This window comes from Pseudanabaena sp. PCC 9330 (assembly GCF_055795045.1).
The window spans coordinates 1-22,024 of record NZ_JAYFES010000055.1 but is presented as its reverse complement, the minus strand read 5'-3'; the positions used below and the strand labels follow the sequence as shown (position 1 = coordinate 22,024).

Below are 22,024 nucleotides of genomic sequence, written 5' to 3'. Positions count from 1 at the left end.
CCTCCGTGGGAGGGGAAGTGGTCTGAAAATCCACTCCTGAGAGGGGTAGGGGTGGGTTGGAAATCTACTCGACATCAAAGGCCACTCTCAAATCGTGATTTTTCCGGTGACAAAACCGACTACCGCCGTCAGAGCCGCAATCACCGTCACCGTAAACACCACCAGCTCCCAAAAGCCAAAGGTTCTCAGCCCCTGCTCGCGGCGGGCCAGGAAAAAGAGAATGGTGCCGGGCACCAAAATCAGCGCCGCCAGCAGCAGCTTCTCTAGCCCCCCAGCCACCAGCATGAGAATGGCGTAGGCCGTCGCAACAATGCTGATCAGCAGCTCGCGATTGCGGCTAGGGTCGTTTTCGTAGGTCTCCCGGGTCAGGGCCAGTTTGAGGGCAAAGGCCGCCACCAGCAGGTAGGGAATCAGGGACATGGCGCTGGTCAGTTCCAGCGCCAGGGTAAAGGCGTTTTGGGCAAACAGCGTGACGATGAGAAAGCTCTGCACGACGATGTTGGTCATCCAGAGGGAGCGGGACGGCACCTTCTCAGCATTTTCATGGTTGAGAAAGCTGGGCATCAGGTTGTTTTTGGCCGCCATAAAGGGCACCTCCGCCGCAAACAACGTCCAGGCCAAAAACGCCCCCAGCACCGAAATCAGCAGGCCAACGCTGATAAAAATATTGCCCCAGCGACCGACCACCACTTCCAGCGCCCCGGCCATGGAGGGGTTGCGGAGTTCTGCTAGCTCAGCGCGGGGCAGCAGGCCAAAGGGCAGCATGGTCACCAGCACCAGCAGGCACAGCACACCCACAAAGCCCAGCACGGTGGCTACCCCGACGTCAGATCGCTTTTCAGAGTAGCGGGAGTAAATGCTGGCCCCCTCAATGCCAATAAACACAAACACCGTCACCAGCATAGTGTTGCGCACCTGTTGCCAGAGGGGCTCTGAGTAGCCATCGCCCCCCAGCAGATTGGCCATAAACACCTCGGGGTTAAAGGCAAACAGCAGAATGAACAAAAACACCACAATCGGCACAATCTTGGCGATGGTGACGATGGTGTTGAGCCCGGTGGCCTGCTGCACCCCGCGCAAAATCATAAAGTGGAACAGCCAGATAATGACGGACGACCCGGCCACGGCCTGGATCGTGTTGCCGTCGCCAAACACTGGAAAAAACGTACCCAGGGTCGATTTGATCAAAATGAAATACGACACGTTGCCGACGCAGGTGCTAGCCCAAAAGGCCAGGGCCGCCAAAAAGCCGATGTAGTTGCCAAAGCCTGCCTTGGCGTAGATAAATACCCCAGAGTCTAGCTCGGGCTTGCGCTGGGCCAGGTTTTGAAACACAAAGGCCAGCATCAGCATGCCAACTCCGGCGATCGCCCAGGCAATCAGCCCGCCCACCACCCCAGTGGCCCGACCAAAGGCAGAGGGCAGGGTGAAGATGCCGGCCCCCACCATCGAGCCGACCACCAGGGCCGTTAACGCCCAAACCGACAGCGTTTGCTTTTCGGCTTCTCCGCCATAGCCGGAACCTACAGTAGTTCCAAAGTCCTGTCCTGATGTCATAGCCGTGTCCTACGCTAAAACTGCTCTAGCCCTAGAAAATCAGTCTCGCTGTTGTCGGCGATCGTGCTGCAACTGCTGGAGATCACCCGCGAGTTAAACACCTCAATACGGCAGGTGCCGGTGGTGTTGGTGATAATCCGCAGGTTGGCCGACGAGTCAAAGCTACGCACCCGAGTAAACAGACTAAAGCTGTTGGCATTGGCCAGGTCATCGGTGCGGCGGGTAATCGCCCCGCGATACTGCACCCGCGCTGGCGACTGACCGCGCACGTTAGACGGCAAAATCTCCGTCAGCTCTAGACCAAAGTTTTCGCCATCGAGGGTCAGTGTTACGTTGGCATTGCGACCTCGGTTAAAGGATGCACCCTGCGCCACCCCGCGCCCCTGGGTCAGGTTGGTCGGAGCGGGGCGAATCTGGGCCGGGGTCATTGTCGGAGCCAGTAGGGCGGCCCCCAGGACGGCTACGCCCCCTAAGAACCCAAGAAGCAAGCAATTTTTCCTAACCATATAGATGACTAGATTGTTAGTGCTAATAGGTCCAAGACTCTAGACGACATTCAGAACGACAGAATCACATGAATTTAGCGGCAGGTGCGCCCTCGCCCGGCGTGACGCACCCTAAGATACTTGAGGTAGCTACCTAGAGCCAGCTCCTTAAAACTGATCCATACCTCGGAACTCGGTAGATAGACCAAACACAGTCAAGTCAGCCAGGAAGGCGGGTGCAGTAATGTTGCAGGAGAAGCAACTACCAGCGCGTCAAAGACCTCAACTTGGCCATATCAATTCTCCAGACAATAGTGCAACTCAAAAATGCCGTTGCTAGGGTGCGTGGCGGCGTTAGCCCAACCCATCGTTGGAGTTAACAGCGGTGGGCTACGCCGGGCGATGACGCACCCTGCAATTGCTGGGGCTGACTATTAAAGCTCAGCGCCAAAATCTTCGCGCAGCTTGGCCTCTTGCTCCGCTGACAGATTTGACTGAATCAGTTCACCCACCTCGTCGGGGGCAAAGGCTTCGCTCACCTTATCTACGGTGACCTGGCCAGTTAACAAAAACAGTGCAGAGGTGCCCTCGGTAACCTTTTCGCGGAGGTCTTTAATAAAGTCGTCGTTAATACCGTAGTCGGTAAACTTGCCCGACAGGGCACCAGCGGCAGCACCCACAATCATGCCAAACAACGGCACCAAAAAAATCAGGCCAAACAGCATGCCCCAAAAAGCACCGCCCAGAGCACCCACACCCGTGGTGCTGACAGCTTGGTTAGTCTTGGGCTTTTTGCGCCCCACGGGCCAGGTGACGATCGCCGCATCGAGCACTTTGACAATCTCTTGTTTTTGCAAATCTCCTAGCTTAGCCAGAGCCTTTTCAGCCCCTTCGGGAGTGTTAAATTTCCAAACAGTTAACGTAGACATAATGTTCTCCTGTTAATGCCTTTCTCAATTCAAAATAGAACTCTAGGAGCGGCACTTAAGCTCATTCTCCTAGGCCAAAACACCATAGCGTATCTACTAGACTGACAGTTAGACTTAACACTACAAAGTGAGAAATTTAACCTTCAATCATCAAACTTGTTTAAACTCATTAAACGATCTACCTGAGCTGACAGAGTAGAGGGGTTAAACGGTTTGCAAATGGCTCCAGAAAAGCCCATTTGGCGAAACTCGTTCAGGGTATGCCAGCCAGCCCTAGAGCTGATTAACAAAAGGGGTACTGCCTGGCTGACCGAATACTGCTTGAGCTGCTCGATGAGAATTAACGCATCATTTTCGGCGGTAGAAGCATCCACTAAAATGACATCTGGACGTTTTATTTCACAAAGCTCAATACCCTCTTGAATTGACTCAGACAGCATGACCTGCCAATCGCCAAACTCCCTTAGACAACTACCCAATACGTCCCGCAGACCTGCTTCATACTCAATTAGAAGAATCGATCTACTGGGCATTGCTAGGCGCTCTATTGTCCTATCAAATGAGTGAACTGCTTTTAGGACGACATATCCTAAAAGCAGGCAAAGTGAGATGACTGCACTCAAGCTAGTGCAATAATCTAGGAAACTCATAGGATGTTTGGGCAGACGGTTAGGCAGGGAAGCGTAATTAACGCTCAAAACCCACGTAGCAGTGTCAACAGTGGCGGCCCCAAGGCGCTACCCGCTGACGGCAGCAGCACCTTGACTTCACGGTCTAGCGACCAATTAAGCCTGCCCCACCAAAACCTCAATGACCGCCAATCGGCCAAAACCAGGGCACTGGCTGCCCGGTCTAGACCCACTACCAGCCCCCATTGCACCCTAGGTAGCTCTCAGGTTTGCCCGCCACCCTAGCGCCACCACAGGTTTGAACCATCAGGGGCGCTAGGGTGGCAGAGCTGAGCCTATGCTCAACTCAGATTTTTAACGCGGCCAGCTCACCCAAACTGCTTTTTAGCGGCTTCATAAACCTCGACAGTGATCTGGCTGAGCCCCTTGTCTTGGGCAAATTTCTCAATTTTTTTGCGGGCAGCAGGGCGCACAAAGAAGGGAATTTCCTTCAGGCGGGCTTCGGCGTCGGCAGTCCAGTCCATAGATAGAGGCGCAGTTTTGCGTCCAGCTTCAAACTTCTTTACGATATCAGGGGCCAGGGAAAAGCGATCGCTAGGTGAGCAATTTGCCCGACCTGCGGCCCCTGGTCAGCAGTATGACGCAGATTTTAGAGGAGATTGCAGTGGTGAAAAAATTGATGTGGGGTATGGTTGCCGCCCTAGTGGCGATCGCCCTGGCTGTGGGTTTGGCCCCAGCAGCCAAGGCCAACATTGTGGCTGAGCCAGTGGTCTACACCATTAATGGCCAGCCCTTTGAGGGCTACTTTGCCTTTAACCAAAACTTTGGCGACACCCAGCCCCTAGTGCTGGTGGTGCACGACTGGAACGGCCTCGACGACTACGAAAAGCGCCGTACCCAAATGCTGGCAGAGCAAGGCTATGCAGCCTTTGCCGTCGATCTCTATGGCCAGGGCGTGCGCCCCACCAACCCCGATGAGTCACGGGCCCAGAGTGGGGCGCTACGTGCCGATCGCCCCCTGATGCGATCGCGGCTCATGGCCGGGCTCGCCCAGGCCCAGGCTCAGTCGGGGGTAGATGGCAGTAGCGTGGTGGCCATAGGCTATTGCTTTGGCGGGGCAGCGGTGCTAGAGATGGCCCGCGCTGGTATGGATGTGGACGGGTTTGTGTCCTTCCACGGCAGTTTTGAGACTCCCGAGGGTCAAGACTACACCCAGACCCAGGGGCGCATTCTCATTCTCCACGGCTCCGATGACCCGGCTGCACCCATGGCCGACGTCGCCCAGCTAGCCGCCGAACTGGACGAGGCCGGGGTGACCTTTGATATGGAGATCTACGGCGGTGTCGACCATGCCTTTACGGTCTGGAGCGACGCCAACCGCTACGACGGCATGGCCGATCGCCGCTCCTGGCGATCGTTGCTGACCTTCCTGGGCGAAACCCTGGGCTAGTGGGTCTCTAACCAAATCCGCAAGCCCTGGGTGTGGTCAACCACATCCAGGGCTTCTCTATAGCTGATGACGGGTCAATAAAAGTCGTTAGTGGGTGTAGCGGCGGCCCATGAAGCTCAGCGACTCAGCCGGGCGCTGGCGCTGAGTAACGTTGTGCTGCTTGAGTTGGTAGGGGCGGCCAAGAAAGGTGGCAAACTCCTGAATTTCTACCATTTCGACGTCAGTGGTGGACGCTGTGTAGGATCTGCCGAGGAAAGAGAGTTGCATGGGGGCTCCTGAGGTGTGGGTGAATAGAGCGCAGGGGGCATTGCTCTGCGGGGCTGTAGATAGAAACATCGCCGTTGTCAGAGTTTTCTGGGGGGTTTTGGTGTTTTATCTCAACCCAGCCGGTGATATGAGTTACCCATCGGAGTGATCTACTTGGCGCAGCAAAATGACGGTGACGTCGGTCTGCTGGGCGATTTCGAGCGGCACGTTGCCTTTGATCACCTGGCTGAGCAGGTTTTCGCGGGAAGCGCCCAGCAAGATGGCGTCGCTGCGGCAGAGGTTGGCCATGTCGACAATCGCCTGGGACACCGAGGGATGGGTGAGCACCTGGGTATAGACCTGGCAGCGCAGGACAGCCTCTAGCCCATCGGCCATCTCAGACAGGTGTTGGGGGGTGAGGCATTCGCCCTTTTCGGGGTGGCAGATGGTGCAGAGCTGAATTTCGGGGCTGTGGCCCAGGGTGAGCAGGCCGGGCAGTAGAGTTTGGGCGCTCTGGGCATTGGGGCCGCCAGCGGTAGGAATCAACCAGTGGTTGAAGGTGAGATTGCGGCCAGGGCGCACCACCACCACCTGGCAGGGAGCCTGGCGAATCAGGGTGTCGACTACGCCGCTGATGACGCGGCCAGGGGTGAGGGCCGGGTGGTGCCAGCCCATCAGCACCAGGTCGATGTGGCGATCGCGAATAATTTCTAGCAGAGCCCGCCCCACCTCGTGGGCGGCCCGCACTTGAAAGTGCACCGACAGCCCGCTGTTCTCGGCGTAGGACAGAGCTAGCTGGCGCAGGGGTTCAGCGCTTTGTAGGTCAACTCTGGCCTCGGCAGGGGCGACGCTGCGGGGCACCGCTACCACGTGAACGCACTCCAGCTCGTAGTGCAGGCCGTGGGCGATCGCCGCCGCAATTTTAATCAGATCTGGCGCGGTTTGGGGGTCAGACAGGGGGACCAGCAACCGGCCCCGGCCCACCGCCGGCCCCCGCTGCTGAAACACCACGTAGGAAGGCTCAGCCTGGGGGCCAAGTTCTAGCTGATCGCCACTCACCTGGTCACACTCAGCGCGGATAATATCAGCCCGGGTGATGATGCCCACCAGTTTTTTGCCTTCGGTGACGGGCAAACGGCTGAGCTTGAGTCGGTTGAGCAGATGCAGCACCCGAGGCAGGGTAGCGTCTGGGGCCACGGTGACCGGTTGAGGAGTCATGATGTCGCCTAGGGTGGCGTAGCCATCGAGCCCCTGGGCGGTGGCCTCCCCCAGGTCGCTCTGGGTGACAATACCCACTAGGCGACCAGCTTCGAGCACTGGAAAGCCCCGATGGTGCGATCGCGAAAAAGCCTGCACCACCTCAGGCAGCGCCATCTGGCTAGAGAGGGTTTCGACCCGGCGCTGCATTAGATCGCTGGCCTTGAGGTGGCCCCAGGGGTTGTTGGCCTGGGCCACCGGCTCGAGGTGAATGCCCTGGAGGGCCAGCAGCCGGTTGTAGATCGAGCCCGTATTGGCGCGATCGCTGACCAGGTAGGCAATGCCCGATCCAATCATCAGCGGCAGCACCAGGTTAAAGTTGGCGGTCATCTCAAACACAATCACGATCGCCGTAATCGGCACCCCCGTCACTGCGCTAAAAAAAGCCCCCATCCCCGTCAGGGCATAGGTCGTGGTGCTAGCCAAGTGCTCGGGCAGGGGCCAGGCCCCAAAGCCGGTATAGACCCCCTGGGCCAAAAAACTGACCAGACAGCCCAGAGCCGCCCCTAGCACCAGCGAAGGCGCAAAGATACCACCAGAGGCCCCTGACCCGTAGGCCAGCAGGGTGAGCAAAAACTTGGCCACGAAGGCGATCGCCACCAGCTGCCACCCCAGCGACCCCGTCACCAAAAACTCTTGCAGACCGGTGTTGTCCACTGCCGCTACCGGCACAAATACCCCCACCAGGCCAGTGATCAGCCCCGCCAGGCCAATCCGCCCCGGCATCCCCAGCCGCTTAAACTGGCGAAAAAACGCCAAACTGCCAAAAATGCCGCTGCGAAACAGCGCCCCCAGCAATCCTGCCAGCACACCCAAGATGATTAAAAAAGGCAGATCCTGCACTGACAGGCTGATAGATCTGGCCTCCATCGTCAGGTTCAGCCCCTGCCCCCCCAGCAGCCGTGACACCACCGCCCCGATGAACGACGCCAAAATCGCGCTGCCCAGAGTCAGATCAGAAAAGTCTTGCAGCAGCTCTTCGACCACAAACAGCACCCCGGCAATGGGCGCGTTAAACCCCGCCGCCAGCCCCGCCGCCGCCCCCGCCGAAATCAGCTGCCGACGATACTCCGGCGAGGTTGGTACCCACTGACTGAGCTGTGCCGCCAGGGCTGCCCCAATCTGCACCGTCGGCCCCTGTCGCCCGAGGGAAAGACCTGAGCCTAGGGCCAGCAACGTGCTACCCAGCTTCACCAGCGCCACCCGCAGGTTGAGGGGAACTTTCGCAAAACCCAGCGCCGCCTTGACTTGGGGAATGCCGCTGCCTGAGGCCTCAGGAGCCAGCCGTTCTACCAGTAGCCCTGACAACACGCCACCCACCAGTCCCATGGTGGGCAAGGCCAGCCACAGTGGCAGGGTGCTGGTAGTGCGCCACAGGGCCAGCCACTCCACTCCCTGCTTCAGCAACACCGCCGCCAGCCCCGACACCAGCCCGATGACACAGGCTTCGACAATGGCCACCCGCTTGCGGCTTAGCAAGGGCTCTAGGCGTTTTCGCAAGATCACAGCGGCAGCGGCATGACAGGGCTAGAGACAAGGTCAGGACACCATAACAGAAGAGCGTAGCCTAGGGCTATTTCCTCCGTTATCTCCCCAAAGTTTAGCCCCAATGCCTAGCCTCAGACCCAGCCCCCAAATGCCCTTAGGGATGCAGCTCGCAGTCGGGGAAGCGCCCCAGTCCGTTGGCCTCTACGATAGCGTTGCGGCACCTCAGCGGCGATTTACCGGTCATCTCCGACAGCCGCTTCAAGCTGATAGCAGTAGAAGGCGCTTTCATATAGAGCTTGTAGGCGACTTCTAACACCTGATCGTCGAGCAACAGAGGACGAACCGTAGCGTTTAAGACGTCTAGCATGGCAATCCAAGAACTCGATTTCAGTATTTTTACCGAAATATCTCGCCTCGCCGTCTATCCCAGGGCGGGTCTGCCCAACCCCCAGGGTCGATCCCTACCCATCCAATCTCCTGCCCAATCCATAGGTCTGCCACCCTCACCCGCTCACCCCCCTTACTCCGGCTCCACCTCCACCAGCTCCGCCCACCGCTCTACTGTCACCCCCACGGTCTGCTCTAGCCGGGCAACGCTGTTGAGAAAGGTAATGCGGGCGGTCAGCTCATTGGTCTCAGCGGTTACTAAGATCTCTTCCTGGTTGATGATTTGAAAGAGATCGCCGCTACCGCTGCGGGCTTGGTCGGCCTCGACCTGGAGCCGCGCGTTGAGAGTGGCGCGCTCGGCGGCTTGCACCTGTTGTAGGCTAGAGCGGGCCTCGGCCAGTTGGGCGATCACATCATTGCGAATCTGGTCTTGCAGCTGGGCTAGGGTGTTGTCTTGCTGCTGTAACGCAATATCGCTGGTCAGGCGATCGGTTTCGGGGGTGGGGTCACCAAACGTTCGGGTGGCCACCAGTCCCAGGGCGCTGCGCGAGCCATCCCCGACAATGCCGTCTGCGACAGCGTCGAGCCGCCAGCGCAGGTTGTCCTGGGCTAGACGCAGGGAGAGCTGTTGCTGCTGTCGCTGCAGCTGGGCCTGGCGATAGTCTACCCGCCCGTCTAGGGCCAGGGTCACCAGAGCCTCGGCATCGTAGGTGACAATTTGAGCAGCGGCAGCATCGTAGAGCTGCTGCACAGTATCGACCGAAGCCACAAACCGCAGGGGGCGATCGGTGCCAATCAGGTTGAGCAGAGCGTTGTTGGCCTGGTCGAGCTGGTTTTGGGCTTCGACTAGGCTGCGCTGGGCATCGGCGATCGCCCGCTCAGGCTCAAATAGCTCAATCGAGGCCCGCCGCCCTGCCCGCACTAGCGCTTGAGAAATGTCGAGCTGCCGCTGCCGTCGCCCCAGAGCCTGGGTTTGAATCTCAACCTGAGACTGAGCACTGAGCAGAGTGTTGTAGCCCAAAATCGCCTCAGTGATGGTGTCGCCGACGGCCTGGCGCAGGGCTAGCTGGTTGCTGGTTTCGCTCAGCCTTGCCTGGTTGAGAGGGATTTCGTTGATCGCAGCCCCAGAGCCCCGCAGCAGCGGCTGGGTCAGGCTAAACCGCAGCAGTTGATTGCCCTCAAAGGGGGTGAGCCCCAGTTCAACACTGGTGCCGATTCGGGTGGCTAGGGTGGCGTTGAGCAACACCTGCTGGTCGAGATCGGTAGTGCCAGAGGGCAGCAGTACCGACTCACTATCGTCGATGAAAATGCCGCCATTGCCAAACCAGCTACGGGCCGCATCGAGCCTGAGGGTAGGGATAAAGCGAGGGTTAAAGTCTTGCTCGGCCGCCGCTAGCTGCTGGCGCTGCACAATGCGATCGAGGGTCTGATTTTGCAGCGCACGGTTGCCCGCCAGGGTGAGGGTAATCAGGTCAGGCAGGGTGAGAGGCACGACTTCGCCCGCCTGCCTGCTGGGGTTAGGTGACTCAGGGTTCGTGGGCGACATTAGCGGCACCGACTCAGCTAAAGCCGCAGACATTGGCCGATCTACACCTCCCCAGGCAAGGCTCACCGTGGCCAAACTTAGACCCCAGCATTGGCTTATTGTTAAAGCGGCCATAGGCTTTTTACCCCCCTCACCAATCGAGCCAGTAGGATAGAGCTAACGCCTCGCCACCTACGCTATGACAACCTACCACGCCGGTTCTGCTGCGGCCATTGGCTCCTCAACTGCCCCGCTGGAAAGCGGCGATCGCCTCACTCGCCCTGAGTTTGAGCGGCGCTACCGGGCTTCCACAATCAAAAAAGCCGAGCTAATTGAAGGAATTGTCTACGTGGCCTCACCGCTTAGATTTCAGCAGCACGCCGAGCCCCACAGCCGCATCCATGGTTGGTTATGGACTTACCAGGTAATGACACCAGGGCTACGCCTGGGCATTGAGCCCACGGTGCGCCTAGATCTAGACAACGAGCCCCAGCCCGACATCGTGCTGCTGATTGATGAAGCCGCTGGCGGACGGGCTCGACTGAGCCCCGATGGGTACCTCGAAGGCACCCCCGAACTCGTGATTGAAATTGCCGCTAGCAGTGCCGCTATTGACCTAGGCGATAAAAAGCAGGCCTACCGCCGCAACGGCATAATGGAATATCTGGTCTGGCAAGTATACGAAAACCGGTTGGACTGGTTCGCCCTGGTAGACGGCAGCTACCAATCGCTACCGATCAACGCCCAGGGTATAGCGTGTAGCGAAACTTTCCCCGGACTGTGGCTGGCCGTCCCAGCCCTGCTCAAAGGCGATATGGCCGAGGTTCTATCCACCCTCCAAACCGGGCTGCAATCTCCTGAGCACCACCAGTTTGCCACTACCCTCAGCCGCCCTTAACAACCCCTCATCCCACCATCCCTACTCTCCCCGAAGCGCCTGCACTACGTCGATGCGCATCACCCGCAGAGCGGGCAAAAAGCTAGCCCCCACTCCCACCCCAAAGGCCGCCCCCATCGACAGAGTCGCGTCCCGCCAGTTGAACTCGTAGGGGGCTTCAAAAATAGTGGTGGTGGCCACCTTAGTGAGTCCATGAACCGTAGCCACCGCCGCCGTGCCCCCGATCAGGCTGAGTAGGGCGGCTTCGGCAATAAACTGGGCCATAATTTCTAAATCGGTGGCTCCGATCGCCCGCCTCAGACCAATCTCTCGCGTGCGCTCCATAATCGCGGCAATGGTGATGTTGGCAATGCCCACGCCGCCGATCACCAGGGCCAGCAGCCCTACCGCCTTCAGTACGCGAATCGAGGCCCGCTGCCGTTTCTCTTCTTCGTAGAGGTCTTCGACGTTGCCCTCTATATAGATGTCGTAGCCGGGAAACATCTGCTGCAGCTGAGCCTCCACCTGGTCAGGGACAGTGTCGTAGTCTTCGAGATCGCGCAGGGCCACCTGGATCTGGCTCCAGCGGCGGCGACCCATCAAAATGGTGCTGTAGGGCTCTGACATCCATAGGGTACCGGGCGGTTCGCCCTTTTCGTTACCCTCAATGTTTTTGGTTTCGATCAGCCCCACGACGCTAAAGCGAGTGCCGTCAATAAAGACACCCTCACCCACCGGAGAGGCCCCCTGAAACAGGCGCTGGGCCAGCACCGTATCGAGGATGACTACGGCGCGGAAGGCTTCAAAATCTTCGGCGTCGAAAAAGCGTCCGCTGAGCACCCGCCGCCCAGTGGTGCGCTGGTAGTTTTCAGAAACGCTCCAGGCGTTGAAGTTGTCGGTGACCTGGTCGAGATGGCGCACCTCATTGGCGGCCCACACGTAGGACACCCGGCTGATGCTATGGATGCCGGGCACGGCCTGCTCTAGCTCGGCCAGTTGGGCGGCATCAAACTCGACTGGGGGGCGCGATCGCCCGTACACCGACACCGACAGGCTGGGGTTGTCCCGCGCCGCCAACTGGTCTTGCAGCACCCGGTTGGCAATGGCATCGATGTTGAGGGTGGCATTGACAGCGGCCACCCCCATAAAAATACCCAGGGTGGTGAGGGCCGATCGCACCCAGTTGCCGCGCAGGTCGCGCAGGGTGGTGAGGCTGAGGTCGAGGGGAGAGAGGGCCATGGGTCGGTGGGCCGGGGTAGATGGGCCGGGGTAGATATGTAGAAAAGACCCACGGGTCTTTTCTGCGGAAGGAGGGAATTAGGGGGTGGGTGGGCCAGGCGCAGCGGAGTCAGCAGTTTCCACCGCCATGCCCTCCTCCAAGGGCTGATCTGGCGGAAGAGTGAGAATCACGATGTCCGATTCCGCCAGCCCCGAGCGAATTTCGATCGCCTCCAGGGTGTCGAGGCCGGTGGTGACCGGGCGCTTTTGGGCTTTGCCGTCGCTATCTACCACCCAGACAAAGGTGTTGCCCTCCTCCTGTTGCAGAGCATTGGTGGGCAGAGCCAGGGCGTCAGGCCGCTGCTGCAAAATCACCTCAACGCTGACGGGGCTGCCAGGAATCAGCACGCCGCTGGGGCGATCGAGCCGGGCCACGGCCTTGACCATGGCCTGGGAGCCGCCGCCGCTCGATTCGCTGTCGCCCACCGCCTGGGGGGCAATGCTGATGACCCGACCGGGGTACTGATCGAGGTTTGGCCCCTGCACGCTGACCCGTACCGGCATATTGACGGAGATTTTGCCCGCATCCAGGGTCATCAGGTCAAACTCCACCACCTCCTGGGCCGGGTCGCCAATGGTCAGCAGGTTGCCTTCGCTCTGCACCCCGGCCCCCGGCTGCACGTCGATGTTGAGCACCACGGCGTCAAAGGGGGCGACGATCGCATTGTCAGCCAAACGGGCGCGCAGGTTATCCAGGGTGGCCCGGTTGCGGCGAATTTCGAGATCCGACTGGCGCAGGGTGACCTCGGCGCCGCGCAGCTCCGACTGGGCGGTCTCCAGAGCGTTGCGATCGTCGGTGTAGTCATCCTCAGAGATGTATCCCTGATCCAGCAGATCTTGGGACTCTTGCAGGCGGGTGGTGGCCCGCTCTACAGCCCGCTGCTGTTCGGCCACCAGCTCGGCGTTGCGCTGGCGGGTCAGGGTCAAGATTTCGGTTTCTACCAGAGCGCTGTCGAGTTCTTGCTCTAGGGTGCGATCGCGCAGGCGCAGCAGCACCGTGCCCTGGGTTACCCGCTGGCGCTCCTGCACCAGCACCGACTCCACGGTGACCTCCCCCGGCGCTTTTAGAGTCTGCTGATTACCCAGGGTGACCATGCCCTGGGCATCGACACGGGTTTCGAGGGTGTCGCGGCGGGGGGTAGCGGTGGTCACCACCACCGGGTCGGCGCTGCGGCGCTGGTAGGTGCGGTAGCCCAGCCAGCCCCCCACTCCCACCAGCAGCACCAGCCCCGAGGCCACCAGCCAGCGCAGGCCAGGGCGGGGCTTAGCCACCGCACTGTCGTCAAACAGGTCATCGTCAAACAGGCCAGGGCTCAGGGGCTTCGCCGTCGCTGCGGCCGCCAAAGGCTCGGGCAGGGGCGAATCCTGAGCAGCGGTAGATGCGTCGGGGTGAGATTCGGGCGGCACAGAGTAACGTCCAAACAAACAGCGATTGAAGCAGAAAAACCCTACAGGAGAAACCCGCTACGGGGAAAACCCGCTAGAGAGGAGTGAGATAGCCCAGGTCAGCGGGGCTGAGGTGGGCCTTCGTCACCTTGCCATCGCTCATCATAATAATCCGCTGGCTGTAGCGAGCCACCTCGTAGGAGTGGGTCACCATGACGATGGTAATGCCCCGCTGGTGCAGCGCCTCAAAAATGCCCAACACCTCCGCCGCCGAATGGGAGTCGAGGGCTCCGGTAGGCTCGTCGGCCAGCAGTAGCGCCGGCTGGTTGACAATGGCGCGGGCAATGGCGACCCGCTGCTGCTGCCCCCCCGACAGCTGAGATGGGCGCTTATCGATGCGGTTGGCCAGCCCCATGTGGGCCAGGGCGGCCTCGGCCCGCCGCCGCCGCGCCTGCCGCCTCACTCCGGCATACATCATTGGCAAAATTACGTTTTCTAGGGCGGTGAGGTTGGGCAGCAGCTCGTAGCGCTGAAAGATAAAGCCAATTTTGCGATTGCGCAGCCGAGTCAGCCGCGCCCGGTTCATCTGGGCTACATCCATGCCGTCGAGCCGATAGCGGCCGCTGGTAGGGCGATCGAGGCAGCCGATAATATTCATCAGGGTCGATTTGCCCGACCCCGACTGGCCCATAATGGCGCAGTATTCGCCGGGTTGAATGGTGAGATGGATGCGATCGCAAGCCCGCACCGCCGCCGCCCCCGTGCCATAAACCCGCGACACCTGCTCCATGGCGATCACTGCCGGGGTCGCGATCGCTGGGGTAGAACCGGGGGAGAGCACTGAGGCCATGGGAAGCGTCTAGTAATTAGGAATTCGAGGTCATCGATCTGGGCCATTTTCAAGCTGGCCTCCCTTTTCCAGAAAGATACCTCAAGCCAACGACTCTAATCCGTAGCCGGAACATTCCCACAAAAATTCATCAATACTGGGTTTAGCGCTTTCCCAGAGATACCGCGAGCCTGCAGGGTGGTAACTTCATAAAGTTCTCGAGTAAGCTATGAAATCATTTACTAATTTATGGCTGATGCCCTAAAAACTGCTTGAAAAACAGTAGAAAGGCATCGGCCACGGCAGCGGCGGTATCTAAGCGGCCTGTGAGAGTTCCTGCCTGTGAAAGTTCCTGTTTAATCGCCTGACCAGTTAATTTACAGAAAGGTATGACTATGGCGGAAGCCAAGATCCTCGTTGTCGATGATGACCAAGCCATTCGCAACCTGATTCATCGGTTCCTGGCCAAGCAAAACTACGAGATGGAGTCGGCAGAGGACGGCAAGAAGGCTCTAGCGATGTTTGAGCAGTTCACCCCTGACCTGGTCATTCTCGATCTCAACCTGCCCGATACCAACGGCTACGAACTCTGTAAAGAGATGCAGTCGCGCACCGGGGTGTTTGTGCTCATGCTCACCAGCCGCACCGACGAGTCCGATAAAATTCGTGGCTTTAACGAAGGGGCCGACGACTACCTAACCAAGCCCTTTAGCCTGGGAGAGCTAGAGGTACGGGTGGGGGCCATTCTCAAGCGTCAGCGCCCGGTGACGGCGGCAGAGCAGCAGTGCCTGACCTTCAACAGCTTGGCCATTGACCCGGTACGGCGCGAGGTAATGCTCAACGATGAAATGGTGCCCCTGACGGCGCTGGAGTTTGACCTGCTGCACTTTTTGGCCAGCCACCCTGGTCGGGTCTGGCGACGGGCAGAGCTGATTCAAAAGGTTTGGGACTACGACTATGTGGGCGACCAGCGAGTGGTCGATGTGCACGTGGGCCAAATTCGCAAAAAAATTGAGAAAGATACGACCCAGCCCGCTCTGATTCAAACGGTGCGCGGTGTGGGTTACAAATTTGAACCCCCCGGTGGGGCCGAGGAGGCGATCGCCGGCTAGGCCAACTAGCCCAGCTCTGCCCCCCGGGCTTGGTTGCGATAGTTCCAGGCCAGCTTGAGCAGCTTGGTCCAGTTGCGCTGGACTTTTTTCGGCGTCCATCCCAGGTTTTGGGCGATCGCCTCGTCGCTGAGGCTGACATTGGCCGGCTGGGTCTGCTTTAAGGCCACAAACTGGCGATAGTCAGCGGGCAGGGTAACCAAAAAGTCGGCCCACTCGGTGGGGGTCATGCCCAACCGGGCCTCTAGGTTGGCCCCTAACCACTGGTGCACCAGCTCCCACTCGTGCTGCTGAGAAAACTTCTCCACATGGTACTTAAAGCGCTGCTGGAGATAGTCGCGCTCTCGGGGCGAGAGGCCAAGGATATCGTCAATCTCGGTCGGTGAACAGTCTTGCAGCTTGAGGGCCAAGTAGTCGACGCAGTCGGGCTGGTCTTGGGCTTTGAGGTACTGCACCAGGGCACTCACTACGCGATCGCGCATCACCCCATCGCCGGGGTCCGCCGACTGAGCCGTCATCTTGTCGCGCACCTGCTGCACCACCGAGCTGCGGGCATGGCTCTCACCGGCCTCGGTTTTGGCCCCTTCGCTCACCAGGGTCATATCCACCGAGGTTTCAGCGGGCTGGCGGCGGCTAAAGGCCTGGGCTCGCAGCACGATCAGCTGCTGGCTGTGGCCGCCCCGCAGGGCAATGCGCCGTTTGGCGTATTGCTCGCTAAAGGCCATGTATTCAGCCACTTCTAGCCGGGTGTGGGGTTGGTAGCTAGCAGGCAGATTGTGCTCGCGACGCAGGGCGTTAAACACCTCAATTGAAAAGATCTGCATGAAGTCTTCGATTAAGGCACAGCGCCCCTTAAAGCCCAAATAGCTGCCCTGGGGTGCAATGTGGCGATAGACAATGGCACTCAGGCTGCTTTGCAGCTCTACTCGCCCCCTCTGCACCCCCATGTCGTAGTAGGCCAAGCATTTGCTCACCCGGTGGCGCACCAGCGAGGCCTGCCAGTGGGCAATATCGGCTGAAGCTTGAATGCGATCGCTCTTGGCGCAAATGCGATCGACCTCTGCGGTCAGCCGCGCCATCACCCCGCTGAGACCTCCGGGCCGCCGCTGCAAGTGAGCCACAAACAGATCTTCTACCAGCTGGGCCACGGTGGCCGGAGCCTGTGGAGCCGTGGGTGGGGCTAGGAGCGGGTCTATGGGTCGATCGGTGGGGTCAGAGGGCTCTGGTGAAAGCCCAGGAAGCGATGGGGGCATGGCACAGCAGGTAGATGCGGTCTTCATAGTTACCCAATCCTAGCAACGACACTGAAATCGCGAATAGCCCACCAGGACAGTCAGCGTGCTGTCAGATCCTGACTGTTCCGGTAGGGGTTGCTAAGAACATCGAGTTGCGGCAATGAGTTTTCCTAAGGGCTGTGCCAGTTAATCAGTCGCCCTTAGGTCAGATTGACCCTTGCCCTGGGGCTCAGCTCCCTATAAGTTAAGAGAAATCGACGGCGCGCTGAGCGCTACTCCAGCTGAGCACCCCACTCCAGCGCTCTTTCCCAACCCAGCCCCTGACGTACGATCACTGGGTCATCACCCTCCATATCTAGAATGGTTGAGACCTCGTAGGTGAGCGGCTGGTCATCGTCAACGATGATATCCACCAGTTTCTCTAAGGTGTCAAACATCACCATTTTGTCTACGGGCTGCCCTTTGCTCGACGCCGGTAGCAGCGTCAGTGCCGAGGTGGAGATCACCGGGTTCTGAAGCGCTTCGACCAGGGCCAGACAGACAGGGTGGTCGGGTACGCGAATCCCGGTGGTGCGCCGTTTAGGACTCATCACCAGGCGCGGCACCTGGCGAGTGGCGGGCAGCAAAAACGTAAACGAACCGGGAATCAACCGCCGAATCAACCGATAGGCCCCATCGCTGACCAGGGCATAGTCAGCAATATTCGACAGCGACGCACATAAAAACGTCAGCGGCTTCTCGTTGGCTAACTGTTTGAGCTGCCGCACCCGCTGCACCGCCCCCTTGTGGTTGAGGTCGCAACCGATGGCGTAGACTGTGTCTGTGGGGTAAAGGGCCACTGCACCCTGTCTCAGCGCCGCTGCGATCGCCTCTACCTTGCGGCCCTGGGGGTTATTAGGATGCAGCTTATAGACCGTTGCCATTGCCCCTGTCCCCTTCTCTATCTAGTGCTCTGTTGTCTAGTGCTCCATTGAAAACCATAGCTTACCTTGACTGCCCCACGGGCATCGCCGGGGATATGTGTCTGGCGGCTCTGGTCGATGCCGGGGTGCCCCTAACCTATCTGCAAGAGCATCTCACCGGCCTCGGGCTAGACGACGAATTCATTCTGTCGGTTACCCCTACCCAGCGCCAGGGGTTGCGGGCTCTCTTCGCCGAGGTCATGCTCTCTTCACCCGCTGACCCAGGGGCGATCGCCCCCAGCCATAGGCACAGTACACATCACTCCCACGAGCCCAGCCAGCATCATTCCCACGAGCACGGCCCCGATCGCATGCATCCTGTCTCCCCTGCGGCTGATCGCAGCCAGCTACCAGGGCGCAACCTGCCTGCGATCGAGCAGCTCATCACCCAGGCGGCCCTCCCCGATCGCGCCCGCCGCTGGAGCCTGGCAGTGTTTCATCGCCTGGCCGAGGCCGAAGCCGCCGTCCACGGCATTCCCATCGATCAGGTGCACTTCCACGAGGTGGGGGCCACTGATGCCATTGTCGACATCGTCGGCACCTGCCTCGGGCTCGACTATCTGGGCATAGACACCCTGGTTTGCTCGCCGCTGCCTACCGGGCGAGGCCGGGTGCGGGCGGCCCACGGCTGGCTGCCGGTGCCAGCCCCAGCGGTGCTCAAACTGATGGAGCAAGGCCAGGTGCCACTCTACAGCAACGGGCTAGAGGGTGAATTGGTAACCCCCACCGGAGCGGCGATCGCCACCGCCCTGGCCGATTCCTTTGGCGATCCACCCCCCATGCAACTCCAGCGCACGGGACTAGGGGCAGGCGGCAAATCGCTGCCGGTGCCCAATATCTTGCGCCTATGGATCGGCCAACAGCCCCAGCAGGCCCACCAGTACATCCCCCCGGACAAGCGAGCCTCGTCTCCAGAGACTCAGGCCGTCCCCCCCACCCCCGACATCCCCTACAAAGCTGAAACCGTTGTTTTGCTAGAAACCCAGGTAGACGACATGCTGCCCCAGGCCGTGGGCTATCTGTGCGATCGCCTCCTTGCAGCCGGTGCCCTCGATGTTTTCACCCAGCCCCTAGGTATGAAAAAATCTCGTCCAGGACTGCTGATCACAACCCTATGTCGCCCCGTAGAAGAACGCCACTGCCTCGACATCCTATTTGCCGAAACCCCGACCCTGGGCATTCGACGCCAGACCCAGCAGCGGTGGGTGCTGGATCGCCTGCTAAAAACGTTACAGACCCCCTACGGCTCTGTTGCGGTCAAACTGGCCTACCATCCCCAGACCCAGGCTCTGCTCAATGTCCATCCCGAGTACGAAGATTGTGCAGAGCTGGCCCGCCGCCATCAGCTACCCTGGCAAGCTATCTATCAATCGGCACTACACACCTGGCACAGCCTGCCAACCTCTGGGTCTGACAATCTCTAGATATCCCCTAGCTCTAGAAAATCCTCTGGTGCAGCGGCGTCATTCATAGTCTGGGAAAAAATCCGAAATATATCTGAGTCCTTCAACTCGGCGATATGGGCCGCCGTCGTCTTCCCATCACCCGATACTCTGACCAGGTTGTACTCAATATTATTGGCATAGACAGCAAAAGTAATTTGAAAGACCTCCAAAAAGTTAATCACCCACTGACACTCGCTCTGGGGAAACTGCTCATAGTAGCGAATCAACTTGGCAATCTTAGCCTCTAGGTAGAGCAGCGACTGCCGAGAGATTAGCACTAGCTTGAGCAAAATGATGGCCAGCGTTAGTGCATTGCCCTGGGACAAAACTAGCGAAAACAGGGGAGACGGCTGCTCGTCCTCGGTCAAGAGGCAATCGATCAGCCGATTGCTAGTGCGCAGCACCAGGGATCGGCCGATGGGCTCGTGGTCAAACTCGGTGTACAGATCATTCAACCTTGCCTCTAGGTGATCTTGAATTTGTTGAGAGATAGGATTGCCGCTGACGGTGTAGAGCAGGTAACCTGGCAAGCTGCGCTTAAACTCACCGTAGCTGCTCTCATGCACCTGGTGAAAAAATAGCCGAGCGAGATTTTTGTAGCTAAAGTCGCCTCGCTTGGCCACAATGGCTCTGACCAAGCGTAGCGCACTATCCCCTAGAGCAGTAGGATTTTGTAGCGACCGCCCCTGGGGTGTGCCCGATTCCCCATAGGCCGTATACATGGCCAAGTCATGTTTAAACTTCTCCTTTAGGCGACGCGATAAGGCTCGGGCTGCCTGGCGCTGTTCTAGCGGGTTGCCTTCATTGACATACTGGGGTACCAGTAGATACGAGGTGTATCGAGAAGCCCACTCACCTGGGCGGTTAACCGTGCGCTCTTCGACATAGCGGGCCGCAAATAGCTGTAGCTCTCCAAAATCATCACTCTGGATAAACCGAAGGATCCAATAGCGCAGACGCTTGAGCGTTGGTGACAGCGTACGCCGCTGAAGCAAAGGATCATTAAATAGATCTACCAACGACTGAATAGCTTCGAACTGGCGAGCCACCTCCCAGTTATTGACGAGAATATAGCAAGATCGCTTGATAGTATTACGAAACTCTGCCTCGTCATTGGCAAACAAAATTACGTGGAGAGCTGGCAGGGTCTGAGAACTCACCGAATCAGTATGGTGAATAAACAGATGACGGAACTCATCCAGAACATCTTTCGGATGCCAAACCTTAACAATCTCTAACAAAAAATCATAAATAACGCGTTGAGCCTGGGCCAGCGAAAGGCCGGGCTGACGATCAAGGTCACTTGACCCCATTTCAGGATATCCAGACACAGCTTCTCAAAACAATCGCTTCCTAAAGCTCAAACCCTGACTATCCCGTGGGCCAAAGAGATTCCCCTAAGACTCTCTCTAGTCCAATAACCGGTCAGCCACAACAACTCTGAGATCCTAAATAACCCGAACCAGCTTAATTGAGGTCACTAAAAATTAGACCTAATCAGAGTTACTCAGCAAAAAATTCTTAATGTTGCCCTGATAGCTTTAAACAACAGGCCCCGCATTGACAGCCTAGGAAAAGCACCGTTACCGACCAGGCTTCAGAGATGCGACTGAAAACCGGGTCGAGCGCAAATCAAACTTGTCACTAGCGTCGTAGGCTGGTAACAAACATAGGTCTTCTGTGTAAAATAACACAACTCAAATAGTCTTTGGCTGATTAAGCCATTGTGCTGAAGTTTATCAACTCAGCCCAGGAGAACCCCATATCCACCGGTTGCTGCCCTTCAAGGCCAGTTTTTCACCTAAATCCAAATACAGCCAGAACCGTTAGGATATGCGGTACAGCCGTGTAGCAAAGCAATAAAACGTACTCTCTACTAGTCCCTATCCAGAATCGGGGCCATAAACGCAACGATTAACTGCCGTAGGCAACGACTTCCATATCTCGACTCTTCAAAAAGCGGTATGGGGGCGGAGGGGCTCGAACCCTCACGACCGTTTAAGGTCAACGGATTTTCATTCTCCCGCAGCTTTCGCTGCTGCCCAAACAGGCTCAAGTCTGTTCCAGGCTTTGAGAATTGGACCCTCCCTTTACCCTCGACTGCACGTTAGGGTAGCTCCCGTCGGGCCTCTGCACCTTCAGACCTCTCTGATTTAGAGACGGTCAGCTTGGCTCAGGATTGCCTTGTCCAGCCTTAGCCAGAGGTAGGTTTCCCTGAGTTTGAGAGCTTCCACTTAGCAGATTTCTCCGCTAAGGCTCAGTTTTCTAAGTCCGTAGCGTCTACCATTCCGCCACGCCCCCGTAACTGCGATATCTGTATATAGACAGCGCAGACTCTATTCCATCACCAAGCGCTCGGGAATGCAACTCCTTAGGCTTGAATCCAACCCAAATACTCGACTGAGGTTATTTTTTCTCGGCATGTATTTAGAAATGTGTGATAACGTAACATTAGCTGAAATAAATCTCAGCGAACATACTTAGTACCTTTACCTGGACTAATACATTATGACCACTACTCTACAGCGGCGCGAAAGCGCTTCCCTGTGGGAGCAGTTTTGCCAGTGGGTCACCAGCACCGAGAACCGCCTGTATGTGGGCTGGTTCGGCGTGTTGATGATCCCCACCCTGCTCGCTGCTACCGCTTGCTTCGTCGTAGCGTTCATCGCTGCACCCCCCGTCGACATCGACGGCATCCGTGAGCCCGTCGCTGGCTCCCTGATGTACGGCAACAACATCATCTCCGGTGCTGTTGTGCCTTCCTCCAACGCCATTGGCCTGCACTTCTACCCCATCTGGGAAGCCGCTTCCCTGGATGAGTGGCTGTACAACGGTGGCCCTTACCAGTTGGTGATTTTCCACTTCCTCATCGGCGTCTTCTGCTACATGGGTCGTGAGTGGGAACTGAGCTACCGCCTGGGCATGCGCCCCTGGATCTGCGTTGCTTACA

Annotated in this window: 20 protein-coding genes; 5 read left to right on the top strand and 15 right to left on the bottom strand. The window is 58.3% G+C overall.

The window, feature by feature from the left end; genetic code table 11:
- Positions 1-87: 87 nt before the first annotated feature.
- From AC0QKW_RS02425 to AC0QKW_RS02405, 5 genes are all read right to left on the bottom strand, one after another.
- Entirely contained in the window at positions 88-1,557 is a 1,470-nt protein-coding gene (locus AC0QKW_RS02425; protein ID WP_473149461.1) for a basic amino acid/polyamine antiporter, read from the bottom strand.
- A 14-nt stretch (positions 1,558-1,571) separates the two neighbouring features.
- Complete coding sequence (locus tag AC0QKW_RS02420) at positions 1,572-2,045, bottom strand: hypothetical protein (protein ID WP_473149460.1); 474 nt, start codon at positions 2,043-2,045, stop codon at positions 1,572-1,574.
- A 431-nt stretch (positions 2,046-2,476) separates the two neighbouring features.
- Positions 2,477-2,971, bottom strand: a complete 495-nt coding sequence (locus tag AC0QKW_RS02415) for a DUF1269 domain-containing protein (RefSeq protein ID WP_473149459.1) — start codon at positions 2,969-2,971, stop codon at positions 2,477-2,479.
- A 143-nt stretch (positions 2,972-3,114) separates the two neighbouring features.
- A complete protein-coding gene (locus AC0QKW_RS02410) occupies positions 3,115-3,621 on the bottom strand; it encodes a response regulator (protein WP_473149458.1) in 507 nt (168 codons plus the stop codon).
- A 347-nt stretch (positions 3,622-3,968) separates the two neighbouring features.
- Complete coding sequence (locus tag AC0QKW_RS02405; protein ID WP_473149457.1) at positions 3,969-4,124, bottom strand: PCP reductase family protein; 156 nt, start codon at positions 4,122-4,124, stop codon at positions 3,969-3,971.
- A 74-nt stretch (positions 4,125-4,198) separates the two neighbouring features.
- On the opposite strand from AC0QKW_RS02405, the gene AC0QKW_RS02400 reads away from it, so the two are divergent.
- A complete protein-coding gene (locus AC0QKW_RS02400; RefSeq protein ID WP_473149456.1) occupies positions 4,199-5,050 on the top strand; it encodes a dienelactone hydrolase family protein in 852 nt (283 codons plus the stop codon).
- An 87-nt stretch (positions 5,051-5,137) separates the two neighbouring features.
- Here the strand turns inward: AC0QKW_RS02400 and AC0QKW_RS02395 are convergent, their stop codons facing one another.
- From AC0QKW_RS02395 to AC0QKW_RS02380, 4 genes are all read right to left on the bottom strand, one after another.
- Positions 5,138-5,317 (bottom strand): DUF4278 domain-containing protein, encoded by a 180-nt coding sequence (locus tag AC0QKW_RS02395; protein WP_473149455.1) that lies wholly within the window; start codon positions 5,315-5,317, stop codon positions 5,138-5,140.
- Between the two features lie 132 nt (positions 5,318-5,449).
- Positions 5,450-8,056: a chloride channel protein gene (locus tag AC0QKW_RS02390; RefSeq protein WP_473149490.1), complete on the bottom strand. Its 2,607-nt coding sequence runs from the start codon at positions 8,054-8,056 to the stop codon at positions 5,450-5,452.
- A gap of 139 nt (positions 8,057-8,195) precedes the next feature.
- Positions 8,196-8,408, bottom strand: coding sequence for a hypothetical protein (locus AC0QKW_RS02385; protein ID WP_473149454.1), 213 nt, complete (start codon positions 8,406-8,408; stop codon positions 8,196-8,198).
- Positions 8,409-8,561: 153 nt separating this feature from the next.
- Complete coding sequence (locus AC0QKW_RS02380) at positions 8,562-10,007, bottom strand: TolC family protein (protein WP_473149453.1); 1,446 nt, start codon at positions 10,005-10,007, stop codon at positions 8,562-8,564.
- A gap of 145 nt (positions 10,008-10,152) precedes the next feature.
- Here AC0QKW_RS02380 and AC0QKW_RS02375 point away from each other — a divergent pair, with 145 nt between their 5' ends.
- Positions 10,153-10,851, top strand: a complete 699-nt coding sequence (locus AC0QKW_RS02375) for a Uma2 family endonuclease (protein ID WP_473149452.1) — start codon at positions 10,153-10,155, stop codon at positions 10,849-10,851.
- 21 nt (positions 10,852-10,872) lie between these two features.
- Here AC0QKW_RS02375 and AC0QKW_RS02370 read toward each other — a convergent pair whose 3' ends face one another.
- From AC0QKW_RS02370 to AC0QKW_RS02360, 3 genes are all read right to left on the bottom strand, one after another.
- Entirely contained in the window at positions 10,873-12,069 is a 1,197-nt protein-coding gene (locus AC0QKW_RS02370; RefSeq protein WP_473149451.1) for an ABC transporter permease, read from the bottom strand.
- Between the two features lie 78 nt (positions 12,070-12,147).
- Positions 12,148-13,515: an efflux RND transporter periplasmic adaptor subunit gene (locus AC0QKW_RS02365; protein WP_473149450.1), complete on the bottom strand. Its 1,368-nt coding sequence runs from the start codon at positions 13,513-13,515 to the stop codon at positions 12,148-12,150.
- Between the two features lie 73 nt (positions 13,516-13,588).
- Complete coding sequence (locus AC0QKW_RS02360; protein ID WP_473149449.1) at positions 13,589-14,344, bottom strand: ABC transporter ATP-binding protein; 756 nt, start codon at positions 14,342-14,344, stop codon at positions 13,589-13,591.
- 374 nt (positions 14,345-14,718) lie between these two features.
- Here AC0QKW_RS02360 and AC0QKW_RS02355 point away from each other — a divergent pair, with 374 nt between their 5' ends.
- Complete coding sequence (locus AC0QKW_RS02355) at positions 14,719-15,435, top strand: response regulator transcription factor (RefSeq protein WP_473149489.1); 717 nt, start codon at positions 14,719-14,721, stop codon at positions 15,433-15,435.
- A gap of 5 nt (positions 15,436-15,440) precedes the next feature.
- Here AC0QKW_RS02355 and AC0QKW_RS02350 read toward each other — a convergent pair whose 3' ends face one another.
- The gene (locus AC0QKW_RS02350) at positions 15,441-16,712 is read right to left on the bottom strand and encodes a hypothetical protein (RefSeq protein WP_473149448.1); all 1,272 of its coding nucleotides are present in this window, start codon (positions 16,710-16,712) and stop codon (positions 15,441-15,443) included.
- A gap of 227 nt (positions 16,713-16,939) precedes the next feature.
- Positions 16,940-17,590, bottom strand: a complete 651-nt coding sequence (locus tag AC0QKW_RS02345) for an L-threonylcarbamoyladenylate synthase (protein WP_473149447.1) — start codon at positions 17,588-17,590, stop codon at positions 16,940-16,942.
- A gap of 47 nt (positions 17,591-17,637) precedes the next feature.
- On the opposite strand from AC0QKW_RS02345, the gene larC reads away from it, so the two are divergent.
- Positions 17,638-19,053 (top strand): nickel pincer cofactor biosynthesis protein LarC, encoded by a 1,416-nt coding sequence (larC, locus tag AC0QKW_RS02340; RefSeq protein WP_473149446.1) that lies wholly within the window; start codon positions 17,638-17,640, stop codon positions 19,051-19,053.
- Here larC and AC0QKW_RS02335 read toward each other — a convergent pair.
- Complete coding sequence (locus AC0QKW_RS02335) at positions 19,050-20,234, bottom strand: hypothetical protein (RefSeq protein WP_473149445.1); 1,185 nt, start codon at positions 20,232-20,234, stop codon at positions 19,050-19,052. The two genes, larC and AC0QKW_RS02335, sit on opposite strands and share 4 nt — an antisense overlap.
- 1,348 nt (positions 20,235-21,582) lie before the next feature.
- On the opposite strand from AC0QKW_RS02335, the gene AC0QKW_RS02330 reads away from it, so the two are divergent.
- The coding region (locus AC0QKW_RS02330; RefSeq protein ID WP_473149444.1) for a photosynthetic reaction center family protein at positions 21,583-22,024 on the top strand (442 nt) is incomplete at its 3' end.

Coding starts and splice junctions, on each gene's coding strand:
- AC0QKW_RS02380 (WP_473149453.1), bottom strand. CDS start 10,007: ATGTCTGCGGCTTTAGCTGAGTCGGTGCCGCTAATGTCGCCCACGAAC.
- AC0QKW_RS02345 (WP_473149447.1), bottom strand. CDS start 17,590: ATGGCAACGGTCTATAAGCTGCATCCTAATAACCCCCAGGGCCGCAAG.
- AC0QKW_RS02385 (WP_473149454.1), bottom strand. CDS start 8,408: ATGCTAGACGTCTTAAACGCTACGGTTCGTCCTCTGTTGCTCGACGAT.
- AC0QKW_RS02415 (WP_473149459.1), bottom strand. CDS start 2,971: ATGTCTACGTTAACTGTTTGGAAATTTAACACTCCCGAAGGGGCTGAA.
- AC0QKW_RS02375 (WP_473149452.1), top strand. CDS start 10,153: ATGACAACCTACCACGCCGGTTCTGCTGCGGCCATTGGCTCCTCAACT.
- AC0QKW_RS02410 (WP_473149458.1), bottom strand. CDS start 3,621: ATGAGTTTCCTAGATTATTGCACTAGCTTGAGTGCAGTCATCTCACTT.
- AC0QKW_RS02360 (WP_473149449.1), bottom strand. CDS start 14,344: ATGGCCTCAGTGCTCTCCCCCGGTTCTACCCCAGCGATCGCGACCCCG.
- AC0QKW_RS02405 (WP_473149457.1), bottom strand. CDS start 4,124: ATGGACTGGACTGCCGACGCCGAAGCCCGCCTGAAGGAAATTCCCTTC.
- AC0QKW_RS02395 (WP_473149455.1), bottom strand. CDS start 5,317: ATGCAACTCTCTTTCCTCGGCAGATCCTACACAGCGTCCACCACTGAC.
- AC0QKW_RS02355 (WP_473149489.1), top strand. CDS start 14,719: ATGGCGGAAGCCAAGATCCTCGTTGTCGATGATGACCAAGCCATTCGC.
- AC0QKW_RS02350 (WP_473149448.1), bottom strand. CDS start 16,712: ATGAAGACCGCATCTACCTGCTGTGCCATGCCCCCATCGCTTCCTGGG.
- AC0QKW_RS02370 (WP_473149451.1), bottom strand. CDS start 12,069: ATGGCCCTCTCTCCCCTCGACCTCAGCCTCACCACCCTGCGCGACCTG.
- AC0QKW_RS02425 (WP_473149461.1), bottom strand. CDS start 1,557: ATGACATCAGGACAGGACTTTGGAACTACTGTAGGTTCCGGCTATGGC.